The 22,149-nt window shown below is 74.6% G+C and carries 22 protein-coding genes; 13 read left to right on the top strand and 9 right to left on the bottom strand.

Annotated features, from left to right (window positions below):
- Position 1: 1 nt before the first annotated feature.
- The 5 genes from AY578_RS03725 to AY578_RS03705 form a co-directional block, all read right to left on the bottom strand.
- Positions 2-238 (bottom strand): DUF6213 family protein, encoded by a 237-nt coding sequence (locus AY578_RS03725; protein WP_026243794.1) that lies wholly within the window; start codon positions 236-238, stop codon positions 2-4.
- A 25-nt stretch (positions 239-263) separates the two neighbouring features.
- Entirely contained in the window at positions 264-1,649 is a 1,386-nt protein-coding gene (locus AY578_RS03720; RefSeq protein WP_215048599.1) for an NADP-dependent succinic semialdehyde dehydrogenase, read from the bottom strand.
- Between the two features lie 99 nt (positions 1,650-1,748).
- Positions 1,749-2,213 (bottom strand): NUDIX hydrolase, encoded by a 465-nt coding sequence (locus tag AY578_RS03715; RefSeq protein ID WP_137209542.1) that lies wholly within the window; start codon positions 2,211-2,213, stop codon positions 1,749-1,751.
- Positions 2,210-3,748, bottom strand: a complete 1,539-nt coding sequence (locus AY578_RS03710; RefSeq protein ID WP_215187790.1) for an ATP-dependent DNA ligase — start codon at positions 3,746-3,748, stop codon at positions 2,210-2,212. Before AY578_RS03710 ends, AY578_RS03715 begins: the two co-directional genes overlap by 4 nt.
- Before the next feature lie 143 nt (positions 3,749-3,891).
- On the bottom strand, positions 3,892-4,848 hold the full coding sequence (locus AY578_RS03705) for an NAD(P)/FAD-dependent oxidoreductase (RefSeq protein WP_026243793.1): 957 nt from the start codon (positions 4,846-4,848) through the stop codon (positions 3,892-3,894).
- Between the two features lie 78 nt (positions 4,849-4,926).
- Here AY578_RS03705 and AY578_RS03700 point away from each other — a divergent pair, with 78 nt between their 5' ends.
- The 7 genes from AY578_RS03700 (at position 4,927) to AY578_RS03670 (ending at position 10,624) form a co-directional block, all read left to right on the top strand.
- Positions 4,927-5,499 carry a helix-turn-helix domain-containing protein gene (locus tag AY578_RS03700; RefSeq protein ID WP_019524714.1) on the top strand — a complete coding sequence of 191 codons (573 nt, stop codon included), beginning with the start codon at positions 4,927-4,929 and terminating at the stop codon, positions 5,497-5,499.
- 116 nt (positions 5,500-5,615) lie between these two features.
- Positions 5,616-6,593: an NADPH:quinone oxidoreductase family protein gene (locus tag AY578_RS03695; RefSeq protein ID WP_028959897.1), complete on the top strand. Its 978-nt coding sequence runs from the start codon at positions 5,616-5,618 to the stop codon at positions 6,591-6,593.
- A complete protein-coding gene (locus tag AY578_RS03690) occupies positions 6,590-7,771 on the top strand; it encodes an acyl-CoA dehydrogenase family protein (RefSeq protein ID WP_136237357.1) in 1,182 nt (393 codons plus the stop codon). The genes AY578_RS03695 and AY578_RS03690 overlap by 4 nt, the downstream gene beginning before the upstream one ends.
- Positions 7,768-8,844, top strand: a complete 1,077-nt coding sequence (locus tag AY578_RS03685; protein WP_019524711.1) for an acyl-CoA dehydrogenase family protein — start codon at positions 7,768-7,770, stop codon at positions 8,842-8,844. Before AY578_RS03690 ends, AY578_RS03685 begins: the two co-directional genes overlap by 4 nt.
- Before the next feature lie 170 nt (positions 8,845-9,014).
- Positions 9,015-9,878, top strand: a complete 864-nt coding sequence (locus tag AY578_RS03680) for a phosphatidylinositol-specific phospholipase C/glycerophosphodiester phosphodiesterase family protein (protein ID WP_019524710.1) — start codon at positions 9,015-9,017, stop codon at positions 9,876-9,878.
- A 102-nt stretch (positions 9,879-9,980) separates the two neighbouring features.
- The gene (locus AY578_RS03675; protein WP_004934647.1) at positions 9,981-10,175 is read left to right on the top strand and encodes a hypothetical protein; all 195 of its coding nucleotides are present in this window, start codon (positions 9,981-9,983) and stop codon (positions 10,173-10,175) included.
- A gap of 98 nt (positions 10,176-10,273) precedes the next feature.
- Positions 10,274-10,624 carry a hypothetical protein gene (locus tag AY578_RS03670; RefSeq protein ID WP_240318742.1) on the top strand — a complete coding sequence of 117 codons (351 nt, stop codon included), beginning with the start codon at positions 10,274-10,276 and terminating at the stop codon, positions 10,622-10,624.
- A gap of 28 nt (positions 10,625-10,652) precedes the next feature.
- Here AY578_RS03670 and AY578_RS03665 read toward each other — a convergent pair whose 3' ends face one another.
- Together AY578_RS03665 and xylB are read right to left on the bottom strand one after the other, a co-directional pair.
- Positions 10,653-11,861 carry an ROK family transcriptional regulator gene (locus tag AY578_RS03665; protein ID WP_019524708.1) on the bottom strand — a complete coding sequence of 403 codons (1,209 nt, stop codon included), beginning with the start codon at positions 11,859-11,861 and terminating at the stop codon, positions 10,653-10,655.
- 97 nt (positions 11,862-11,958) lie between these two features.
- Positions 11,959-13,404: a xylulokinase gene (xylB, locus tag AY578_RS03660; protein WP_019524707.1), complete on the bottom strand. Its 1,446-nt coding sequence runs from the start codon at positions 13,402-13,404 to the stop codon at positions 11,959-11,961.
- Between the two features lie 114 nt (positions 13,405-13,518).
- Here xylB and xylA point away from each other — a divergent pair, with 114 nt between their 5' ends.
- The 3 genes from xylA (at position 13,519) to AY578_RS03645 (ending at position 16,153) form a co-directional block, all read left to right on the top strand.
- Positions 13,519-14,685, top strand: coding sequence for a xylose isomerase (gene xylA, locus AY578_RS03655; RefSeq protein ID WP_019524706.1), 1,167 nt, complete (start codon positions 13,519-13,521; stop codon positions 14,683-14,685).
- Positions 14,686-15,301: 616 nt separating this feature from the next.
- A complete protein-coding gene (locus AY578_RS03650) occupies positions 15,302-15,769 on the top strand; it encodes a hypothetical protein (RefSeq protein ID WP_234008060.1) in 468 nt (155 codons plus the stop codon).
- A 201-nt stretch (positions 15,770-15,970) separates the two neighbouring features.
- Positions 15,971-16,153, top strand: a complete 183-nt coding sequence (locus AY578_RS03645; protein ID WP_026243791.1) for a tail-anchor membrane protein — start codon at positions 15,971-15,973, stop codon at positions 16,151-16,153.
- A 191-nt stretch (positions 16,154-16,344) separates the two neighbouring features.
- Here AY578_RS03645 and AY578_RS03640 read toward each other — a convergent pair whose 3' ends face one another.
- Together AY578_RS03640 and AY578_RS03635 are read right to left on the bottom strand one after the other, a co-directional pair.
- Entirely contained in the window at positions 16,345-17,187 is an 843-nt protein-coding gene (locus AY578_RS03640; RefSeq protein WP_258902025.1) for a hypothetical protein, read from the bottom strand.
- 178 nt (positions 17,188-17,365) lie between these two features.
- The gene (locus AY578_RS03635) at positions 17,366-17,965 is read right to left on the bottom strand and encodes a class I SAM-dependent methyltransferase (RefSeq protein ID WP_019524702.1); all 600 of its coding nucleotides are present in this window, start codon (positions 17,963-17,965) and stop codon (positions 17,366-17,368) included.
- Between the two features lie 149 nt (positions 17,966-18,114).
- On the opposite strand from AY578_RS03635, the gene AY578_RS03630 reads away from it, so the two are divergent.
- From AY578_RS03630 to AY578_RS03620, 3 genes are read left to right on the top strand one after another with little or no spacing between them, the layout of a single operon-like run.
- Entirely contained in the window at positions 18,115-18,888 is a 774-nt protein-coding gene (locus AY578_RS03630; RefSeq protein ID WP_215188365.1) for an MHYT domain-containing protein, read from the top strand.
- A gap of 37 nt (positions 18,889-18,925) precedes the next feature.
- The gene (locus AY578_RS03625) at positions 18,926-21,697 is read left to right on the top strand and encodes a sensor histidine kinase (RefSeq protein ID WP_240800968.1); all 2,772 of its coding nucleotides are present in this window, start codon (positions 18,926-18,928) and stop codon (positions 21,695-21,697) included.
- Positions 21,694-22,128, top strand: coding sequence for a roadblock/LC7 domain-containing protein (locus tag AY578_RS03620; protein WP_019524699.1), 435 nt, complete (start codon positions 21,694-21,696; stop codon positions 22,126-22,128). Before AY578_RS03625 ends, AY578_RS03620 begins: the two co-directional genes overlap by 4 nt.
- The last annotated feature ends 21 nt before the right edge of the window (positions 22,129-22,149 follow it).

The following is a 22,149-nucleotide window of genomic DNA, read 5'->3' as shown; positions in this document are numbered from 1 at the left end:
CCTACGGGGTGGTGCCGCTGCTGTGGGCGATGCACGCCACGTCGATACGGTCGGCGAGCTTCGCGAGTTCGATCGTCAGCGCGGCGACCGTGTCCTCGTCGAGCCCGCCCTCGCCGGACTCGACGAGCCGGACCCACCGGCCGCCGACCGTGCGCAGCAGCTTGCTGACGTCGGCGGCCGCCACCTGAAGGGTGCCGCGGTCGTCGACGATCAGAGGCAGTGTCACTTCGCGGTTCACAGTCGGGATCGTAGCCGTGCGGGCGTCACGCGCCGTGCCAAACCGTGGTGATGTTGCAGAACTCCCGGATTCCGTGCCCGGACAGCTCACGCCCGTAACCCGACCGCTTGACCCCGCCGAAGGGGAACGCGGGGTGGGACGCCGTCATGCCGTTGACGTACACGCCGCCCGCCTCGAGATCCCGGACGAACCGGTCGATCTCCGCCTCGTCACGGGTCCACACATTCGAACTCAGCCCGAACGGCGTGTCGTTGGCGATGAGTACCGCTTCGTCCAGATCGTCCGCCCGGTACAGGGTGGCGACCGGGCCGAACGCCTCCTCGCGGTGGATGCGCATCTCCCGGTCGATCCCGGCCAGCACGGTCGGCGGGTAGAACCAGCCCGGCCCGTCCGGGCGTTCGCCACCGCACAGCACCGTGGCGCCGGCCCGTACCGCGTCGTCGACGAGCTCCTCCAGGTCCTGGCGGCCCTGCTCGCTGGAGAGCGGGCCGACGTCGGTGCCCTCGTCCATCGGGTCGCCGACCTTCAGCGCCTTCATCCCGGCGACGAACCGCTCGACGAAGGCGTCGTAGACGTCCGTGTGCACGATGAACCGCTTCGCGGCGATGCAGGACTGGCCCGCGTTCTGCGTCCGCGCCGTCACCGCGACCTCGGCGGCCCGGTCCAGGTCGGCCGAGGGCATCACCACGAACGGGTCGCTGCCGCCCAGCTCCAGCACCGTCTTCTTGATCATCTCGCCGCACGTCGAGGCCACCGCCCGCCCGGCCGGCTCGCTGCCCGTGAGGGTGGCCGCCTTGACCCGGTCGTCCCGCAGGATCTCGTCGACGGCGGCGGAGCCGATCAGCAGGGTCTGGAACGTGCCCTCGGTGAAGCCCGCGCGATGGAACAGGTCCTCCAGGTACAGGGCGGTCTGCGGCACGTTCGACGCGTGCTTGAGCAGCCCGACGTTGCCCGCCATCAGGGCGGGGGCGGCGAACCGCACCACCTGCCACAGCGGGAAGTTCCACGGCATCACCGCGAGCACCGGGCCCAGCGGCCGGTACCGCACCAGGGCCCGGGAGGCGCCGGAGTCCTTCACGTCGGACGCGGCGGGCTCCTCGTCGGCGAGCAGCCCGGCCGCGTGGTCGGCGTACCAGTGCATCGCCTTGGCGCACTTCGCGGCCTCGGCGCGGGCCTGCGCGACCGGCTTGCCCATCTCCGTGGTGATCATCCTGCCGACGGCGTCCTGGTCCTCGTCGAGGAGCTGGGCGGCGTGGTGCATCAGCCGCGACCGCTCCTCGAAGCTGGTGGTCCGGTACGTGCGGAAGGTGGCCTCCGCGAGCTGGAGCCGGCGCTCCACCTCGTCCTCGTCCATGGGGTGGTACGTCTTGACGGTCTCGCCGTTCGCCGGATTCACCGTGGCGATGTGCATCACTGGCCTCCATGGGACGGGCTGCGCTTACGACCTTCCCGCGCGCCGGTGGGCCGCGCAACGCGGGAGGGCCGGAGGGGCTGCGGTCGGTCGGCTCCCCTAGAGCGAGTGCTCCGCCAGGCGGTCCAGAAACGCGGCCTGTGCCGACACGATCACCTCGCGGGCCCGGTCCAGGGGGAACCACGCGACCCGGTCCAGCTCCGGGAACTCCTGCGTCCGCCCCGACCTCGGCGGCCACTCCATCGTGAACGTGCCGGGCACGACCGACGCCGGGTCCAGGTCGGCCTCCACCGCCCACGCCGTGACCACCTTGCCGCCCGACTGGCGGACCTCCCCGAGCGGCACCGCCTCACCCTCCGGCGGGGGCAGCCCCAGCTCCTCCTCGAACTCGCGGCGCGCCGCGTCCCACGCGGGCTCGGCCGGGTCGTACTCGCCCTTCGGCACGGTCCACGCCCCCGCGTCCCGGCGCGCGAAGAACGGGCCGCCCATGTGGCCGAGCAGCACCTCGACGCCCTCACCGGTGCGCCGGAACAGCAGCAGGCCCGCGCTGCGGGACGCCGTCACGGCCGTACCTCCGGGTGGGCGGCGAGCACCGTCTCGACCGTGTCCGCCTCCTCCGGGCGCTTGTCCTCGCGGTAGCGCACCACCCGGGCGAAGCGCAGGGTGACGCCGGCCGGGTAGCGGCTGGAGCGCTGGAGGCCGTCGTAGGCGATCTCCACGACGAGTTCGGGGCGCACGGTCACCGTGTAGCCGCTCTCGTCGACGGCGATCTCCCGCAGCCGCTCCGTCTGCCACTCCAGCATCGCGTCGGTCATGCCCTTGAAGGTCTTGCCGAGCATCGCGAATCCGCCGTCGGCGGTGCGGGCGCCCAGATGCAGGTTGGACAGCTTGCCGGTGCGCCGGCCATGTCCCCACTCGGCGGCCAGCACCACCAGGTCCAGCGTGTGCACCGGCTTGACCTTCAGCCAGGACGCGCCCCGCCGCCCCGCGCTGTACGGGGCCTGAAGGCCCTTCACCACGACGCCCTCGTGGCCGCGCTCCAGCGTCTCGGCGAGAAACCGCTCCGCCGCCTCCAGATCGCCGGGGCCGTTCACCACCGTGCGCCGCACCCGCATCGGCTCCGGCACCAGCCGGGCCAGCTCGGCGTGCCGCTCGGCGAACGGCAGGTCCAGCAGGTCGCGGCCGTCCACCGACAGCGCGTCGAAGAACACGGGGGAGACCGGCGTCTCCCGGGCCGCCGTCGCCACGTCCACCCGGGACCCGACCCGCCCGGCCGTCTCCTGGAAGGACCGCGGACGCCCCGTGACGTCGAAGGAGATCACCTCCCCGTCGAGGATGAACCGCCCGACGTCCAGCCCGCGCGCCGCCTCGGTCACCTCGGGCAGCCGGTCCGTGATGTCGTCGAGGGTGCGGGTGTGCACCCGTACGGTGTCGCCGTCGCGGTGCACCTGGACGCGGATGCCGTCGAGCTTCTCCTCGACCGCGCAGACGCCCAGTTTCTCCACCGCCTCGGCGACCGAGGAGGCGCTGTGCGCCAGCATCGGCTGCACCGGACGCCCGACGGTCAGCCGGAACCGCTCGAGCGCCTGAGGCCCCTGCGCCAGCAGCGCCCCGGCGACCGGCTGCAGCGACCCGGCGAGCATCACCGCCCGCCGTACGTCCGCCGAGGCGGCGCCGGTCGCCTGGGCCAGCCCCTCCACCGCCACCGCGTCCAGGGCGCCCTGGCGCACCTCGCCGGTCAGCAGCCCCCGCAGGAACCGCTGCTCCGCCTCGGTGGACGCGCCCAGCAGCTCGCCGACCAGCAGGGCCCGCTCGGCCTGCGATCCCGGCCCCGACACCTTCGCCAGCCGGGTCAGCAGCGCGTCCACCTCGCGCACCGTCAGGGACGGCGCGGCGGCGGGCGGCACCGGATTGCCCAGCACCTTCCAGCCGACCCCGATCCGCCCCTGCGGCAGCCGGCCCGCCAGATACGGGATGACGACCGGGACGTCGTCCGGCTCGGCCTCCCGGAACAGCTCCGCGAGCAGCGCGGTCTTCCGCGACCGCGCCGAGGTGGCGGCCACCTCCTGCGACACCTGGGCCAGCCGGGACAGCAACATGCAGTCATCGTGCTACGAAGGCGGGCCTTCCACACCTCCGTGTTTTCCGGACCGGCCCTGCTCCTTGCGGCCGGGTGGCGGACCGTTCGGTCAGCCGCCGAGCCGGTCGGGGTTGCTCCGGGGCCGGGTGCCGGACCGTTCGGTCAGCCGTCCAGCGCCGCGTCCAGGTCCGCCATCCGCAGGTCCCCGACGATCGCCGTCGCCGCGCGGTAGCCGCCGCTCGCCGCGTGCACCACCTGCTCGGTGAACCCGATCGCGTTGCCCGCCGCCCACACGCCCGGCACGCTGGTCAGCCCGTTCCCGTCGACCACCGGGTACGTGCCGAACGGCGTCTCGTCCATCTCCGCGCCCAGCCGCTCCAGCAGTCCGGTCTGCGGCACCGGGCGCGGCGCGGCGAACACCACCGACCGGGAGTGAACGGTCCCGTCGGCCATCCGTACGCCGGTCAGCCGGTCGTCCTCGACGACCAGTCCGGCGACCTCGCCCGGCACCACGTCCACGCCCGCCGCGGCCAGCCGGCGCAGGTCCAGGTCGGTCAGCTCCTCCTCGGCGACCCGGTGCAGGAAGAACATGACGTCCTTCGACCACCGGGACACCATCAGCGCCTGGTGCACGCCCGCCGCGCTCGACGCCAGCACCCCGAAGGGCTCGTCGCGCACTTCCCAGCCGTGGCAGAACGGGCAGTGCAGCACGTCCCGCCCGAACCGCTCGGCGACCCCGGCAACGTCCGGCATCTCGTCCTTCAGCCCGGTCGCCACGATGATCCGCCGCGCGCGCACCCTGCCGCCCCGCTCCAGCGTCACCGTGAAGTCCCCGGCGCGGGCCACGTCCGTCACCCGGTCCCGGACCAGCTCCACGCCGTAGCGCGCGATCTCCTCCCGGCCGAGCGCCAGGAACTCCGCCGGCGGCATGCCGTCCCGGCTCAGATAGCCCTGCATGTGCGCCGACGGGGCGTTGCGCGGCTCGCCCGCGTCGACCACCAGCGTGCGGTGCCGGGCACGCCCCAGCACCAGCGCGGCGGACAGCCCCGCCGCACCGCCGCCCACCACGACCACGTCGTAGCGGCTGTCGTCCCGCTCGTTCAGGTCCTGCTCGGTCATCGTGACCACCTCCACCGCCGACGGTCGCTTCGGCACCGGCGGATTGACAAACAAGTTTGCCGAACCTGCAATGTCCGCATGGTGACGGACGACGTTCTCGCGGAAGTGGGCCCCCGGCTGCGCCGGATCCGGAAGGAGCGGGAGGTGACGCTCGCGGCGCTGGCGGAGGCGACCGGCATCTCGGTGTCCACCCTGTCCCGGCTGGAGTCCGGGCAGCGCAAACCCGGCCTCGACCTGCTGCTGCCCATCGCGCAGGCCCACCAGGTGTCGCTGGACGAGCTGGTCGGCGCGCCCCCGGTGGGCGATCCGCGGGTGCGCTCCCGGCCGATCGTGCACGGCGGCCGCACCCACTGGCCGCTCACCCGGCAGCCCGGCGGGCTCCAGGCGTACAAGGTGCTCGAGCCGAAGCGGAAGCTGGAGCCGGAACCGCGCACGCACGAGGGCTACGAGTGGCTGTACGTGCTCTCCGGGAAGCTGCGGCTGGTACTGGGCGACCACGACGTGGTGCTGGCGGCGGGGGAGGCGGCCGAGTTCGACACGCGCGTGCCGCACTGGTTCGGGTCGACGGGGGAGGGGCCGGTGGAGTTCCTCAGCCTCTTCGGGCCGCAGGGGGAGCGGATGCATGTCCGGGCCCGGCCGAAGAGGGGGTGAGGCGCGGTCCGGGGACACGGGACGGTTCCTGGACGGTTCCCTTGAGGCAAGCGACCGCTTAGTATGCGGGGACCCGGTCAGCGAAGACGACGTTCACCGTCCCGTGGAGGCCCCGCATGCAGGCATGGCAAGTGCACGAACTCGGCGAGCCGCGTGAGGTGATGCGCCTCGCGGACGTCGGACGGCCGACCCCCGGCGAGGGGCAGGTGCTGCTCCGGGTGCGCGCCGCCAACATCAACTTCCCGGACGCCCTGATGTGCCGGGGCCAGTACCAGGTGCGGCCGCCGCTGCCGTTCACGCCGGGCGTGGAGATCTGCGGCGAGACCGAGGACGGCCGCCGCGTGATCGCCAACCCGGCCCTGCCGCACGGCGGTTTCGCCGAGTACGCCCTCGCGGACGCCGCGGCTCTGCTGCCCGCCCCGGACGCGCTGGACGACGCCGAGGCCGCCGCCCTGCACATCGGCTACCAGACCGCCTGGTTCGCCCTGCACCGGCGAGCTCACCTGGAGGCCGGCGAGACCCTGCTCGTGCACGCCGCCGCGGGCGGGGTGGGCAGCGCCGCCGTGCAGCTCGGCAAGGCGGCCGGCGCCACCGTCATCGGCGTGGCGGGCGGCGCCGACAAGGCCGTCGTGGCCCGCGAGCTGGGCTGCGACGTGGTGATCGACCGCCGCGAGCAGGACGTCGTCGCCGCGGTCAAGGAGACCACCGGCGGACGCGGCGCCGACGTGATCTTCGACCCGGTCGGGGGTGAGGCGTACACCCAGTCCGCCAAGACCGTCGCCTTCGAGGGCCGCATCGTGATCGTCGGCTTCGCCAGCGGCACCATCCCCAGCCCCGGCCTCAACCACGCCCTGATCAAGAACTACGCGATCCTCGGCCTGCACTGGGGCCTGTACAACACCAAGAACCCCAAGCTGGTCCAGCACTGCCACGAGCAGCTCACCGAGCTGGCCGCCCGGGGCGCGATCAAGCCGCTGGTGAGCGAGCGCGTCCCGCTCGCCGGGGCCGCCGACGCCGTGCAGCGGGTCGCCGACGGCGTCACCACCGGCCGCGTCACCGTGCTGCCGTCGCTGGAGAACGGAGCCGCAGCATGACCGACGCGGACGAACTGCGCCGCCGCACAAGGGAGTTCCTGGCCGCGCACCCGCCCGCCGGGACGGAGCGCCTGGACTTCCTGCGCGCCCGCTTCGACGCCGGACTCGCCTGGGTGCACTTCCCCGAAGGGCTCGGCGGGCTCGGCCTGCCGCGTTCCCTCCAGGTCGTCGTCGACGCCGAGTTGGAGGCCGCGGGCGCCCCCGACAACGACCCGCGCCGCATCGGTATCGGTCTGGGCATGGCCGCCCCGACGATCCTGCAGTACGGCACCGACGAGCAGAAGGCGCGCTTCCTGCGGCCGCTGTGGACCGGGGAGGAGGTCTGGTGCCAGCTGTTCAGCGAGCCCGGCGCCGGCTCCGACCTGGCCGCGCTCGGCACGCGCGCGGTGCGTGAGGGCGGCGACTGGGTGGTCAACGGGCAGAAGGTGTGGACGTCCAGCGCCCACCTCGCCCGCTGGGCGATTCTCATCGCCCGCACCGACCCGGATGTGCCCAAGCACCGGGGCATCACGTACTTCGTGTGCGATATGACCGACCCCGGTGTCGAGGTGCGGCCGCTGCGCCAGATCACCGGCGAGGCCGAGTTCAACGAGGTGTTCCTCACCGACGTCCGCATCCCCGACGACCGCCGCCTCGGCGGGGTCGGCGACGGCTGGCGGGTCGCCCAGACCACCCTGAACAACGAGCGCGTCGCCATCGGCGGCATGCGGCTGCCCCGCGAAGGCGGCATGATCGGCCCGGTCGCGAGGACGTGGCGCGAGCGCCCCGAACTGCGCACCCACGACCTGCACCAGCGGCTGCTGAAGCTGTGGGTCGAGGCGGAGGTCGCCCGGCTCACCGGCGAACGCCTCCGCCAGCAGCTCGTCGCCGGACAGCCCGGCCCCGAGGGCGCCGGCATGAAGCTCGCCTTCGCCCGCCTCAACCAGGAGATCAGCGGCCTGGAGGTGGAACTGCGCGGCGAGGAAGGGCTGTTGTACGACGACTGGACCATGCGCCGCCCCGAACTGGTCGACTTCACCGGCCGCGACGCCGGCTACCGCTATCTGCGCTCCAAGGGCAACAGCATCGAGGGCGGGACCAGCGAGGTCCTGCTGAACATCGTCGCCGAGCGCGTCCTGGGCCTGCCCGCCGAGCCGCGCACCGACAAGGACGTCGCCTGGAAGGACCTCGCCCGATGAGCGATCTTCTGTACTCGGAGGAGGAAGAGGCGCTCCGCGCCGCCGTCCGGGACCTGCTCACCGACCACTGCGACACGACGTCCGTGCTCGCCCGCGCCGAGTCGGACGCCCCGCACGACCCGGCCCTGTGGAAGACCCTCGCCGACGGCATGGGCCTCGCCGGGCTGCTGGTCCCCGAGGACCGGGGCGGCCAGGGCGCGACCCACCGCGAAGCAGCGGTCGTCCTGGAGGAGTTGGGGCGCGCGGTCGCCCCCGTGCCGTACCTGACCAGCGCCGTCGTCGCGACCGAGGCGCTGCTGGCCTGCGCGGACGGCGGGGACCTGCTCGAGGGCCTGGCGTCCGGGCGCGTGATCGGCGCGCTCGCCGTGGGCCTGCACACCGCACCCGGCGCCGCGTACGCCACCGTCCGCGCGGACGGCGGCACGCTGCACGGCGAGCTGACGGGCATCGCGGACGCCGCCGTCGCCGACGTCCTGCTCGTGCCGGCGGACGACGGCGGGCTGTACGCGGTGACGGCCGACGCGGTCACCGTCATCCCGCAGACGTCCCTCGACCTCACCCGCCCCCTCGCCCGCGTCGCCCTCGACGCCGCCCCGGGCCGCCGCGTCGGCGACGCGGAGCCCGCCGTACGCCGAGCCCTGCGCGCCGGGGCGGGACTGCTCGCCTCCGAGCAACTCGGCCTCGCCGACTGGGCGTTGACCGAAACAGTGCGGTATCTGAAGGACCGCAAGCAGTTCAACCGCCCTGTCGGCGGCTTCCAGGCGCTCAAGCACCGGCTCGCCCAGCTGTGGCTGGAGATCGTCAACCTCCGCGCCGCCGCACGGGCCGCCGCCGACGCCCTCGCGACCGGCGAGGACACGGACGTGTCGGTCACCGTGGCGCAGGCCTACGCGGCGCCCGTCGCCGTCCGCGCCGCCGAGGAGGCCCTGCAGCTGCACGGCGGCATCGGCATGACCTGGGAACACCCGGTGCATCTGCGCCTCAAGCGTGCCAAGGCCGACTCGATCGCCTACGGCACGGCGGGCGCCCACCGGGAGGCGCTGGCGGAACTGGTGGATCTGCGCGCGCCCTGACGGGATGTCGCACCGGCGGCCCGTCCTCCCCGTCCGGGGCGGGCGGGCCGCTCGCACCTGGGTGAACGGACGACGACGAACCGGCCAACTCCTCGCACGCCTCTGCTCCTTGCGTGCCACGGGACCCCATACTCGCGGGGACCCCGTACGGCACTTCAGGGAGGCAGAGCATGGCCCTCACCACCCGTCGCGGAGCCCTCACCGCCCTGGGCGTCGCCCTCGCGAGCCCTCTCGCCCTCCCCGCGACGCGGGCCCTCGCGGGCCAACACCCGCCCCGCCCGCGCCCGCTGTGGCGCGCGCACGCCCACAACGACTACGAGCACCCCCGCCCCCTGTTCGACGCCCTCGACCACCGCTTCGGCAGCGTCGAGGCGGACATCTACCTTGTCGGCGGACAACTGCTGGTCGCCCACGACCCCGAGGACCTCGACCCCGCCCGCACCCTGGAGTCGCTGTACCTGGACCCGCTCGCCGCCCGCGTCCGCGCCAACCGCGGCACGGTGTACCGCGGCGACCGCGGCTCGCTCCAGCTGCTGATCGACCTCAAGACGGAGGGGGCGTCCACCTACGCGGAACTCGACCGGCGACTGCGCCGCTACCAGGGCCTGTTCACGACGTACGCCCACGGCAGGGTGCACCCCGGCCCGGTCACCGCCGTCGTCTCGGGCGACCGCGCCGCCCGCGCGCCCATGGAGGCACAGCGCGTCCGTCACGCCTTCTACGACGGCCGGCCGGCCGACCTCGGCGGCCCCGCGCCGGCCTCGTTCGTGCCGCTCATCAGCGACAACTGGGCGCTGAACTTCACCTGGCAGGGCGTCGGCGCGTTCCCCGAGGCGGAACGCCGGAAACTGCGCACACTGGTGGGCACGGCCCACGCCCATGGGCAGCGGGTGCGGTTCTGGGCCACCCCGGACGTGCCGGGGCCCGCGCGGGACGCGCTGTGGGGCGAACTGGTCGCGGCGGACGTCGACCACCTCAACACCGACGACCTCGCGGGCCTGGAAGCGTTCCTCGACGCCCACCGGAAGGTGTGACACCACACGTTCGGAGGACAGGTCAGCCGCCCGGACGAACCCTCCGCTACGCCACACTTGCGGCCGAACGCCGCGAAACAGGTGTGGCGGAGGAGGTTGACGATGGCCATTTCCATCTCTGTGGTGCTGCTGCTCTCGGTCCTGGCGGTGATCTTCCTGCGCAACGGCGGGCTGAAGATCTCCCACGCCCTGGTCTGCCTGCTGCTGGGCTTCTACCTGGCCAGCACGAGCATCGCCCCCACGATCCACAGCGGCCTCACGGCCACGGCGGACATCGTCGGCAGCCTGCGGCCGTGAGGACGGAGCCTTCACGGCCGGGGTGAGCCGGCGTGTGCCGCTGCGGAGTTGGTCCATTCCGCTGACCTTCCCGCTGTCGCGGTGTGATGATCGAATCCGTGATCAGCGAGAAGCCGGAACCGGCCGGACGCAGGACCTGGACCGAGATCGCGGCGGCAGCGCTTCCGCTGTATCTGACGATGATCGCCGCCTCGGCCGGGGCCCTGGTCGACACCGCACTGCTCGGCAACCACTCCACCGCGACGCTCGCGGCCTTCGCGGTGAGTACGGCCGTGTTCGGCCCGGCCACCGCCACGGTGGCGGGTGCGCTGCGTGGCGTGATGCCGTTCGTCACGCCGTGCTCCTGCTTGTGGTGCGCGGCGGAATGTGGCTCGCGATCGCCGTCGGCGCCCTCGCCGCGGCGGTGCCTCCAAGGACAGCTCCGTAGATTCGCCCGACGGGACGCCTGAGGGTTGCCCACAGGCGTCCCCGCCTGCCTCAGCCCCGTTCCGCCACCGCCGCCGGGTCGTCCAGGACGCCCCGGACCACCGAGTGGGCCGCGCCCAGGAGTGGGCCCTCCGGGCCCAGGGCCGAGACCGAGACCGGGCAGGGCGGGCCCGCCGTGCGGCGGGCCAGTTCCGAGCGGAGTGAGGGCAGCAGCCAGGGGGCGAGGCCGGACAGCGCGCCGCCCAGGACCACGTTCTCGGGGTCCAGGAGGTTGACCGCGCCGGTCAGGGCGATGCCCAGTGCCGTGCCCGCGTCGTGCAGGGCGCGTCGTACCGCGGCGTCACCCTGTTCGGCGCGGCCCGCGAGCAGGCCCACCCGGTCCTCGCCGGGTTCGAGGCCGGCCGCGCGCAGCACCGCCTCCTCGCCCGCGTACTGCTCCAGGCAGCCCCGGCCGCCGCAGGCGCACGACGGGCCGTCGGGCCACACCGGGACGTGGCCCAGTTCGCCCGCGAAGCCCCGGTTGCCGTGCAGCACGCGCCCGTCCACCATGACGGCCGCGCCAATGCCGATCTCCGCCGACACGTGCAGGAAGTCGCGCGGGGTGTCCTCGCCGAGCCACAGTTCGGCGAGCGCGCCGAAGTTGGCCTCGTTGGCCACCGTCAGCGGCAGCTTCGCGGGGAGCAGCGGGGCGAGGTCGGTGTCGAGCCAGCCCAGGTTCGGGGCGCGGACGACCGTGCGGGCGTCACGGGCCACCAGACCGGGGACGGCGACCGCGAGTCCGGCCGGCCACAGCCCCTCACCCTCCGCCTCGGCCACCACCCGGTGGATCAGTTCGGTGAGTTCGCCGAGCACGGGCTCGGGGGAGCGGTCCCGGTTCGCCACATGCCGCACCGCCCGCGCCCGCACCTCCCCGCGCAGGTCGACCGCGCACACCGCGAGATGGTCGACGCCCACCTCCGCGCCGATCCCGGCCGGACCCCGCCCGCTGACCGCGAGGGCGGAACCGGGCCGGCCGACCCGACCGGGCCGCTCCGGGCCCAGCTCCTCCAGCAGCCCCGTACGGATGAGTTCGTCGACGAGTGTGGACACCGCCGCACGGGTCAGCCCGATACGGGAGGCGACGGCGGCCCGGGACAGCGGCCCCTCGTCCCGGACGGTGTGCATCACCCGCGACAGGTTGCGGCGGCGCATGCCCTGCTGGGTGTCGGGCAGGGCACGGCCCTGACCTGCCGGGCGGGCCTTGTGCAGCGGTGCGCTCATTCCTCCGTCAATCCTCGGTTCGGTGCCGTCCACGCCCGGCGGACGTCCACGGCGGCCGTCACGGGGCCGCCGTGGGGCGACACCCGCCGGGGCGTCGTCAGCCGTTGCCCGGGGCGCGCTCCAGCAGCGGGGCCGCGTCGGAGAGTACCCCGGCCAGCCGGGACAGGGTCTCCTCGTCCCGCTCCACCGCGTCCAGCACCGGCCCCTCCGCCGTGCCCCAGCGCCGGGCCACCGCGGCCGGGTCCTCCCCGGTCAGCAGGCCGGCCGCCTGGGCCGCCGCGCCGAGCGCGACCAGCTCCTTCGCCTCCGGCACCTGCACCGGCCGCCCGGACAGCCGCCGTACGGTCTGCTGCCAGGCCGTGCCGCGCGCGCCGCCGCCGATCAGCAGCAGCGGCGTCGACGGGTCGGCGTCCTCGTCGAGGACCAGGTCGAGCGCGGCCAGCAGGGAGTACACGGCGCCGTCGTACGCGGCCTGGAGCAGCTGGCCGCCGGTGGTGTCGTGCCGCAGACCGTGCAACAGGCCCGAGGAGTGGGGGAGGTTGGGGGTGCGCTCGCCGTCCAGGAACGGCAGCAGCGTGACGCCCCGGCCCGGCTCGACGGCCTCGCGGTCCAGGCCGAGGAGGGCGGCGACCCGGTCCACGGCGAGCGTGCAGTTGAGGGTGCAGGCCAGCGGCAGCCAGTCGCCGCGCGCGTCGGCGAAGCCGGCCACCGTGCCGGTCGGGTCGGCGGGCCGGTGCCGCGACACCGCGTACACGGTGCCCGAGGTGCCGAGGCTCATCACCGGCGTGCCGGGACGCACCCCGAGGCCCAGCGCGGCGGCGGCGTTGTCACCCGTGCCGCACGCCACCAACGTCCCCTTGGAGAACGGCAGGTCGTGCCCGTCGCGCACGGTGCCCGCCACCTCGCCCGGCCGCACCACGCGCGGCAGTAGCGCCGGGTCGAGACCGACGTGCGCCAGGATCTCCTCGTCGTACGTCTCCGTCGCGGACGCCCACCAGCCGGTGCCCGAGGCGTCGCCGCGGTCGGTGGTGCCCTGCCCGGTGAGCCGCTCGGTCAGGTAGTCGTGGGGGAGGCGCACCGCCTTCGTGGCGCGCACCGCGTCCGGTTCGTGCTCGGCCAGCCAGGCCCACTTGGTGACCGTGAAGGACGCGGTGGGCAGGCTGCCGGTCCGCTCGGCCCACGCCTTCGCGCCGCCCAGCTCCTCCACCAGGCGGCTCGCCTGCGGGGCGGAGCGCACGTCGTTCCACAGCAGCGCCGGGCGGACCGGCTCACCGTGCTCGTCCAGCGTGACCAGCCCGTGCTGCTGGCCGCCGATCGACACCGCCGCGGCCTCGTGCGCCGGCTCGCCGCACTGCCGCAGCGCCTCGGTCAGCGCGTCCCACCACTGGCGCGGGTCGCTCTCCCGGCCCGCGCCCGAGGTCACCGTGTGCGGCGCCTGGCCGCTCGCGACGACCCTGCCGGTCGCCACGTCGACGACCAGGGCCTTGGTGGACTGGGTGGATGTGTCCACGCCGACGACGAGCGGACCCTCGGCTGCTGACATCGGTCTCTCCCTCTTCCGCGCACCGGCGGGGTGTGTCTCTTCCCAGAAGTGTTCCTGCATACTAATTTGTAAACCGCCATGACGAAATAGTCTCAGCGAGCAAGGAGCCGCGGCATGAGCTACCAGCCCACCCCCGAGGACAAGTTCACGTTCGGCCTGTGGACCGTCGGCTGGCAGGGACGGGACCCCTTCGGCGACGCCACCCGCGGCGCCCTCGACCCGGCCGAGTCCGTCCGCCGCCTCGCCGAGCTCGGCGCGCACGGCGTGACCTTCCACGACGACGACCTGATCCCCTTCGGCTCGAGCGACAGCGAGCGCGCCGAGCACATCAAGCGGTTCCGCCAGGCGCTGGACGAGACCGGTATGAAGGTCCCGATGGCGACCACCAACCTGTTCACCCACCCGGTGTTCAAGGACGGCGGCTTCACCGCGAACGACCGTGACGTGCGCCGTTACGCCCTGCGCAAGACCATCCGCAACATCGACCTCGCGGTCGAGCTCGGCGCGCAGACCTACGTCGCCTGGGGCGGCCGCGAGGGCGCCGAGTCCGGCGCCGCCAAGGACGTCCGGGTCGCGCTGGACCGTATGAAGGAGGCCTTCGACCTCCTCGGCGAGTACGTCACCTCCCAGGGCTACGACATCCGCTTCGCCATCGAGCCCAAGCCGAACGAGCCCCGCGGCGACATCCTCCTGCCGACCATCGGCCACGCCCTCGCCTTCATCGAGCGCCTCGAGCGCCCTGAGCTGTACGGCGTCAACCCGGAGGTCGGCCACGAGCAGATGGCCGGGCTCAACTTCCCGCACGGCATCGCCCAGGCGCTGTGGGCGGGCAAGCTGTTCCACATCGACCTCAACGGCCAGTCCGGCATCAAGTACGACCAGGACCTGCGCTTCGGCGCGGGCGACCTGCGCGCCGCGTTCTGGCTGGTGGACCTGCTGGAGTCGGCCGGCTACGAGGGCCCGCGCCACTTCGACTTCAAGCCGCCGCGGACCGAGGACTTCGACGGCGTGTGGGCCTCCGCGGCCGGCTGCATGCGCAACTACCTGATCCTCAAGGAGCGCGCGGCCGCCTTCCGCGCGGACCCGGAGGTGCAGGAGGCGCTGCGCGCGGCCCGCCTGGACGAGCTCGCCCAGCCGACGGCGGGCGACGGCCTCCAGTCCCTGCTGGCCGACCGCTCGGCCTTCGAGGACTTCGACCCGGACGCGGCGGCGGCCCGTGGCATGGCCTTCGAGCGGCTGGACCAGCTGGCGATGGACCACCTGCTGGGTGCGCGGGGCTGACCCCCTTGGGGCCCGTCCTCCTGGGGGCGGGCCCCAGCTGTCGTCGCGGCTCCGCGGCGGGGTGGGGCGTGGTGCAGTTCCTCGCGCCCCTTTCTTGGGTGGCGTTCACCGCAACACCCTCGGGGGCGCGGGGAACTGCGCGAGCAACGCACGACGTCCCGCACCCGACGTGGAGTGGGGTGTTCGGGGGCCGTGTCGTCGGCGGCGGGGTTCGCCGCTACACCCTCGGGGGCGCGGGGAACTGCGCGAGCAACGCACGACGTCCCGCACCCGACGTGGAGTGGGGGGTTCTGGGCGCCGTGCCGTCGGCGGCGGGGTTCGCCGAAGCACCCTCAGGGGCGCGGGGAACTGCGCGAGCGACCCACGACGTCCCGCACCCGACGTGGAGTGGGGGGTTCTGGGCGCCGTGCCGTCGGCGGCGGGGTTCGCCGCAACACCCTCAGGGGCGCGGGGAACTGCGCGAGCAACCCACGACGACCCGCCCCCGACGGGCGTCATAGGCACCCGCGCGCCTGATGTGCGCCCCGCGCGCTTCCCGCGCGGGAATGCCACGACTGGCGGGCGGTTTCGCCGCCGTCTTCTCGCGCGGCCGCGCCCCCGCGGTGACGATGTGTTCATGGCCACGCCACCCGAACCGCCCCAGCAGCCGCCCGGCCCGCCGGACGACGCACCCCCGCCGCACGGCGGAGGCTTCGGCCCGCCGTCCTACGGCGACGGGTCCTCCTCCGGCCCGCCCGGCGACGGCGGAGGCGGGGGTGGACCGGGAGGCGGTCCCGGAAGGCGCCGTCTGGTGATCCTCGTGCTCGCCGTGATCGTGGCCGCCCTGGTCGTCACCATCGCCGTGCTCGTCACCTCGGACGAGGACGGCCCCGACACGGAGCCCACCGAGACCGCCACCGGCGGCCCGTCGCTGGACCTCCCCTCGGAGTTCCCGACCGGGCTGCTGCCCTCGGACTTCCCCACGGAACTGCCTTCCGGCTTCCCGACCGCGCTGCCCAGCGACTTCCCGAGCGGACTGCCCACCGCGCTGCCCAGCGGACTTGAGTCGCTGCTGCCGGGGCTGGAGGGCGTGGACACCCGCTGACGCCTCCCGGCGCCCGACGCGTCCCGCGGGTACCCCTGCGCTGTGAGGTGAGTCACCATGGTGGGGGAGGAGGCCGTGAGCCGCCCGAGACCTTAGGGGTCGCATCTCAGGGGCGTCTCAGGGTGGCGGCCAGGAACCGCCGCCGACGCGGACCCGTTTTCACGTCAGAGAGCGGCAGTGGCCGCGAAGGAGGCGACGCAGATGTCGAAGAACGCGAAGATCGCCGCGGGGGGTGCGGCGGTCGGGCTCATCCTGCTGATATGGCTGCCCTGGTGGGCCGCGCTCCTGATCATCCTGGGAGTCCCGGCAGCCGCCTACCTCGCCCTGGACCCGTCCCAGAGGCGACGCCTGAGGAGGACCACCCGCAAGGAGCTGGGCCGCTGAGGCGGAGTACGGGCTGACCCCGCCCCGGGGGAGGGGCGGCACCCGAGATACCGGACGTCCGAGGCGCGGACGGCACTGTGCGTCCCGCCGTGCGCCGAGGACACGCGCCTCGGAGCGGCCGTAGCGCGTGCCCGCCGGGGGGGGGGGCCGGGGCGGGCGGACCGGACGGGCGCCCTACCCCGCCCTCCGCCTCACAGCGGCCGTACGGCCATCTCGTCCAGCGCCTTCAGCAGCCCCGGCAGTTCCGGTCCCCGCCCTACCGGAAGCACCTCGCCGGGTTCGTCGTCGAGCAGGACGAAGGCGATGTCGTCGGTCCGTGCGACCAGCGACCACCCCGGCCCGTCCGCGCGCAGCGTCCGCGCACCGCCCGGTGCGAAGGACGACCGCACCCGCCCGAGCGGCGGCGGCGAGTCGACGTAGGCGCGCGCCTCGGCCAGCACCCGGCGGATCCCGCTGTGCCCGCCCACAGGGGCAGCCCCGCCCTCACCGGTATCCTCGCCGCCGTCCGACGGCGCCGAGTCCGGCGTGGGGAACTGCGAGTCGTCCACCTGCTCCCGCCACGTCGCCCACTGCAGGGCGATCTCGTCGGCCCCCAGGCGCCGCTGCGCCGGTCCCCACACTTCCGCGGTCGGCGGCGTCAGCGGGGGCATGTCCGCCACGTCGGGGGAGGGGTCGTGCGGCGCGGGCACGTTCGGCGCGGCCACCGCCACCGCGAGGGGCCAGCCGGGCAGCGCGGCGACGACCGTGCGCTCGTCCGGTGACAGGTCGTGCTCCATGCCGCAGTCCCAGGACGCGATCGCGACCGCGACCAGCGAGACGTCGTCGACGACCACGGTCCACCGGGCGCCTTCACCGTCCTGCCCGAGCACCAGCCCGTAGCCGTCGGCCACGGGCGGAAGGCCGAGCGCCGCGCACGCCTCGGGGTAGTCGTCGCCCAGCACACTGGGGAACTTCGCGGGCGTCAGCAGCGCCGCCGTCAGCACATAGAGCGCGTCGTCGTCGGCGGCGACGGCTTCCTGGTCCGTCCCGGCCATCCCAGCCTCCCCATCGGTTCGTCCGTCGGCGCGCACCATATGCCGACCCCGCACCCGTTGTCACGACCCCGCACCCGTGCCCGGAGCTGCAGCTTTCCGGTCGGACGGGGCGAATCGACCCTGCGCGCGTGCCTGTTCGCCGACCCTGCACCAAAGCCCCGCGAACGCCGGACACCCCTCAGGCGTCCCGCACCGCCAGCGCCAGGAACCGCGTGTCCTCGTCGGCGTACGACGTCATGCGCCAGCCCGCGCCGGTGAGCAGGGCCCGCAGATTCGGCTCGGCGCGCAGGTCGTCCGGGGTGAGTTCGCGCCCCTGGCGTGCGGCGAGGGCGGCCCGTCCGATCGGGTGGAACAGGGCGAGCACCCCGCCCGGCCGCACCACGCGCCGGAGCTCCCGCAGGTTCTCGGCAGGCTGCGGCAGATGCGCGATCAGCCCGGCCGCGAACACCGCGTCCAGCGAGGACGAGTGCAACGGCAGCGCCGCCACGTCCGTCAGCAGCAGCGTCCCGTCCCTGTCCCGGCCGGCCCGCGCCGCCTCCCGCAGCATCTGCGGCGTCAGATCCGCGCCCAGTACCACCCCGGACGGTCCCACGGCCGCGCGCAGCGCGGGCAGCGCCCGCCCGGTGCCGCAGCCCGCGTCCAGCACCCGGCCGCCCTCGCGCAGCCCCAGCTCGGCCACCGCCGCGGCGTAGGCGGGGCCGTCGTCGGGGAAGCGGCGGTCCCAGCCGGCGGCGCGGGCGCCGAAGAACTCCTGCACATGTGTGTGGTCGTCGCTCATGCACCGCATGATCCCTCACCGGAACCGGCGACACAGTGTGCGCACGTTCGAGCGCGATGCGGTCGCACCATGCCACCGGTGCGCCAACTTCGCGCCGCTTTCGAAACGCGCCCCCTCGGCGCGCCTGCGCCCCCTAGCGTCCCCGGGTCATGGGACATCTGGACCACGCCACCCTCGGGTGGCTCACCCCCGTGCTGTCGTACGCGATGGCCTGCACCGGCGCCGCTCTGGGGCTGCGCTGCACCGTCCGCGCGCTCGCCGCCACGGGCCCCGTGCGGCGCAACTGGCTGCTCACCGCCGCCTCCGCGATCGCCACCGGCATCTGGACCATGCACCTCACGGCCATGCTCGGCTTCGGCGTGAGCGGCAGCGACATCCGCTACGACGTGCCGCTCACCCTGCTGAGCCTGGTGGTCGCCATGCTGTTCGTCTGCGCGGGCGTGTTCGCCGTCGGCCGTCACCCCGGCCGGGTCCAGGCCCTGCTCCTCGGCGGGCTCACCACCGGCTTCGGCGTCGCCGGCATGCACTACCTGGGCATGGCGGCGGTCCGGCTGCACGGCGAGGTGAGCTACGACCCGGGGCGCGTCGCGCTGTCCGTCCTCATCGCCGTCGTCGCCGCCACGGCCGCGCTGTGGGCGGCCCTCGCCATCCGCTCCCCGGCCGCCGTCACCGTCGCCTCCCTGATCATGGGCGCGGCCGTCAGCAGCATGCACTACACGGGCATGTACGCGGTCAGCGTGCGGGTCACGCCGTCCGGCGAGCCGCTGCCCGGGGCGAGCGCGATGTCGTTCGTCTTCCCGCTCGCCGTCGGCCTCGGCGCGTATCTCTTCATCACGTCCGCCTTCGTGGCGCTGTCCCCGGCGGCCGGGGAACGCCACGCGTCCGCCTCCGCACGGCGGCCGGCCGAGCGTCCGGCCCACTGACCGCCGCGGTCCGCACGCCCCTACGAGCGAGGAGTCCATGCGCACACCCCGGAGGACCCCGAGCGCCCGCGCCGAGGCGCCGTCCCCGCCGCCCGTCCGCGGCCGGCGCGCCCACGCAGGACCGCCCGCCGACGAGGGACCGATGCCCCCGGGGGACCCGGCCGGTGCGGGCGTACCGCGTCTGCGCGGCCCCTCCGGTCCCCGGACCGTCCGCGCCAAGGTCATCTGCCTGCTGATGGTGCCGGTCGTCTCCCTGCTCGCCCTGTGGGGGTACGCCACCGTCACCACCGCCCAGGACGTCTCCCGGCTGCGCCAGGTGCAGCGCGCCGACTCCGCCGTCCGCGCCCCGGTCGCCGACACCGTCACCGCCCTCCAGGCCGAGCGGGCGGCCGCCGTCCGCCGCGCGGCCGACACGGCGGCCGTCGGGGCCGCGGAGTTCACCCGTCTCGCGCAGCGCACCGACCGCGCCGTCGCCCGGCTGAGGCTCGGCGACGACCGCACCGTCGCCGACGGTCAGACGCTGCCCCGCGCGGTCGCCGAACGGCTCGACGCCTTCGTCACCGCCGCGGAACGGCTGCGTCCGCTGCGCGCCGAGGTCCGCGAAGGCCGCGCGGGCTGGGCCCGCACGTACGAGCGGTACACCGCCGCCATCGACGGCGCCTTCCGCGTGGGCGGCGCCCTCACTGGCGTCCAGGACGCCGAACTCGGCGCCGACGCGCGCGTACTGCTCGAGTTCTCCCGAGCGGGAGAGGCCCTCGCCCAGGAGGACGCGATCCTCGCCGCGGCCCGGCTGCACGGCAGCCTCGGCGGCGACCGCCTGCGCCTGTTCACCGGGGCGGTCGAACTGCGCCGCACCCTCACCGCCTCCGCCGCGCCCGACCTGCCCGGAGCGGCCCGCACCGCCTGGAGCACCCTCGCCGACAGCCGCCCCTACGCCGTCCTGTACACGGCGGAGGACAAGATCCTCACCGCCGACCCCGGGGCGCGGGCCGCGGAAGCCGTCCCCCGCGCCACCTGGGAAGCCGCCCACGCGCGCGTGAGCGACGAACTGCGGACCGTCGAGCGGCATGCGGCGGAGTCGGTCGCCGGACGCGCCGACCCCGTGGAACGGGGCCTGTTCGGACCCGCGGGGGCCGCCGTGCTGTTCGGCCTCCTCGCCGCCGCGGCCTCGCTCGTGATCTCGGTTCGCATCGGACGCGGCCTGGTGATCGAACTGGTCGCCCTGCGCGACGACGCCCTCGACATCGCCCACCGCAAACTCCCCGAGGCCATGCGGAAACTGCGCGGAGGCGGGGAGATCGACATCCGGGCGGAGGCCCCGCACGGACCACCCGCGCAGGACGAGACCGGCCAGGTCGCCCAGGCCCTCGGCACCGTCCACCGGGCCGCCCTGCGCGCCGCCGTGGAACGCGCCGAGCTGGCCGGCGGGATCAGCGGCGTCTTCGTCAACCTCGCCCGCCGCAGCCAGGTCCTGGTGCACCGTCAGCTCAGCCTGCTCGACAGCATGGAGCGCCGCTCCGACGACCCGGACGAGCTGAGCGACCTGTTCCGCCTCGACCACCTCACCACCCGCATGCGCCGCCACGCGGAGAGCCTCATCATCCTCTCCGGCGCCGCCCCCGGCCGCGCCTGGCGCAAACCCGTCCCGCTGACCGACGTGGTGCGCGCGGCCGTCTCCGAGGTGGAGGACTACGCGCGCGTGGAGGTGCGGCAGCTCGCCGAGGCGTCCGTCGCGGGCGCGGCCGTGGCGGACCTCACCCACCTGCTCGCCGAGATCATCGAGAACGCGGCGCAGTTCTCCCCGCCCCACACCCGGGTGCGCGTCACCGGCGAACCCGTCGGCAACGGTTACGCCGTCGAGGTCGAGGACCGCGGCCTCGGCATGGGCAAGGACGCCCTCGCCGAGGCCAACCGGCGCATCACCGAGTCCGAGGCGCTCGACCTGTTCGACAGCGACCGGCTCGGCCTCTTCGTGGTCAGCCGGCTCGCCGCCCGCCACGCAGTCAAGGTGCACCTCAAGACCTCGCCCTACGGCGGCACCACCGCGGTCGTCCTCCTCCCCACCGCGCTCCTCGACGACCGTACCGAGCAGGAACGTCCCGGCACGCCGGCCAGGGCGTCCGCCGAGGCCGGCCGGGAGCCGCGTGAACCCGCCCCCGCCCCGCATCCCGGTGCCGTCCAGGTGCCGCGGCAGCCCAGGGCCGTCGCCGCCCCCGACACGCGGCGCGCCCTGGTGGCCCCTGTCGCCGACCTGCCGTCCGAAGCCGGACCTGCGTCAAAACCCCCGTCCGAGGCGGGACCCCGGTCGGCGCCGGAACCCCGTTCCACGCTGGAGCCGCGTTCCGCGCCGGAACCCCGACGCGCGCCGGACGCCGTGCCGCCTTTGGCGCCGCACGCCGTACCGCATCAGGAACCTCGGTCCGAGCCCCACCCAGTGCCGCGTCCGGCATCTCGCCCCGTGCCTCACGCCGTGCCGCGCACCGGCGTGTACGGGGGCGCCGGCCCGGGCGACGAGCCCCAGAGCCCTCAGGGAGCCGCCACCTTGCGCCTGCACCGCACAGAGGAGCCGGCCGGCTCCGACGACCTGCCCCGCCGGGTACGCCAGGCCAGCCTGGCGCCCCAGCTCCGCGACGGCCGGCCGGACACATCCGGGCCGGCACGCGGCGAAAGCCGGGACGACGACCGCACCCCCGAACTCGTACGGGACCGCATGGCGGCCTACCGCGACGGCTGGACGCGCGGCGGCGGCCGGCCGCCCGGCGCCGCACGCGGCACGGCGAGGCCCAGCACCGAAGGAGACCCCGCATGATCCAGGAACCCCGCACCGGCGCAGGCCGGCGCTCCGGCGAACTCGACTGGCTGCTCGACGACCTGGTGCTCCGCGTCACCGACGTACGGCATGCCGTGGTGCTGTCCGGGGACGGACTCGCCATGGGCGCCTCCGGCGGCCTCGGCCGCGAGGACGCCGAGCACCTCGCCGCCGTCGCCTCCGGGTTCCACAGCCTCGCCAAGGGAGCGGGACGGCACTTCGGGGCCGGCGGCGTGCGCCAGACCATGGTCGAGATGGACGACGGATTCCTGTTCGTGGCCGCCGCGGGGGAGGGCTCCTGCCTCGCGGTGCTCACCTCCGTCACCGCCGACATCGGTCTCGTGGCCTACGAGATGGCACGGCTCGTCCGGCGCGTGGGCGAGCACCTGGACACCGCGCCGCGCGTCGCCGCACGGCCGCCGGCCGGATGAGACGAGAAAGCGGTCCGAGCA

It is taken from the genome of Streptomyces thermocarboxydus, assembly GCF_024760485.1.
GTDB classification, from domain to species: Bacteria; Actinomycetota; Actinomycetes; order Streptomycetales; family Streptomycetaceae; genus Streptomyces; species Streptomyces cellulosae.
Note: the sequence above shows the minus strand (reverse complement) of the source record. Positions and strands in the feature narration are given on the sequence as shown.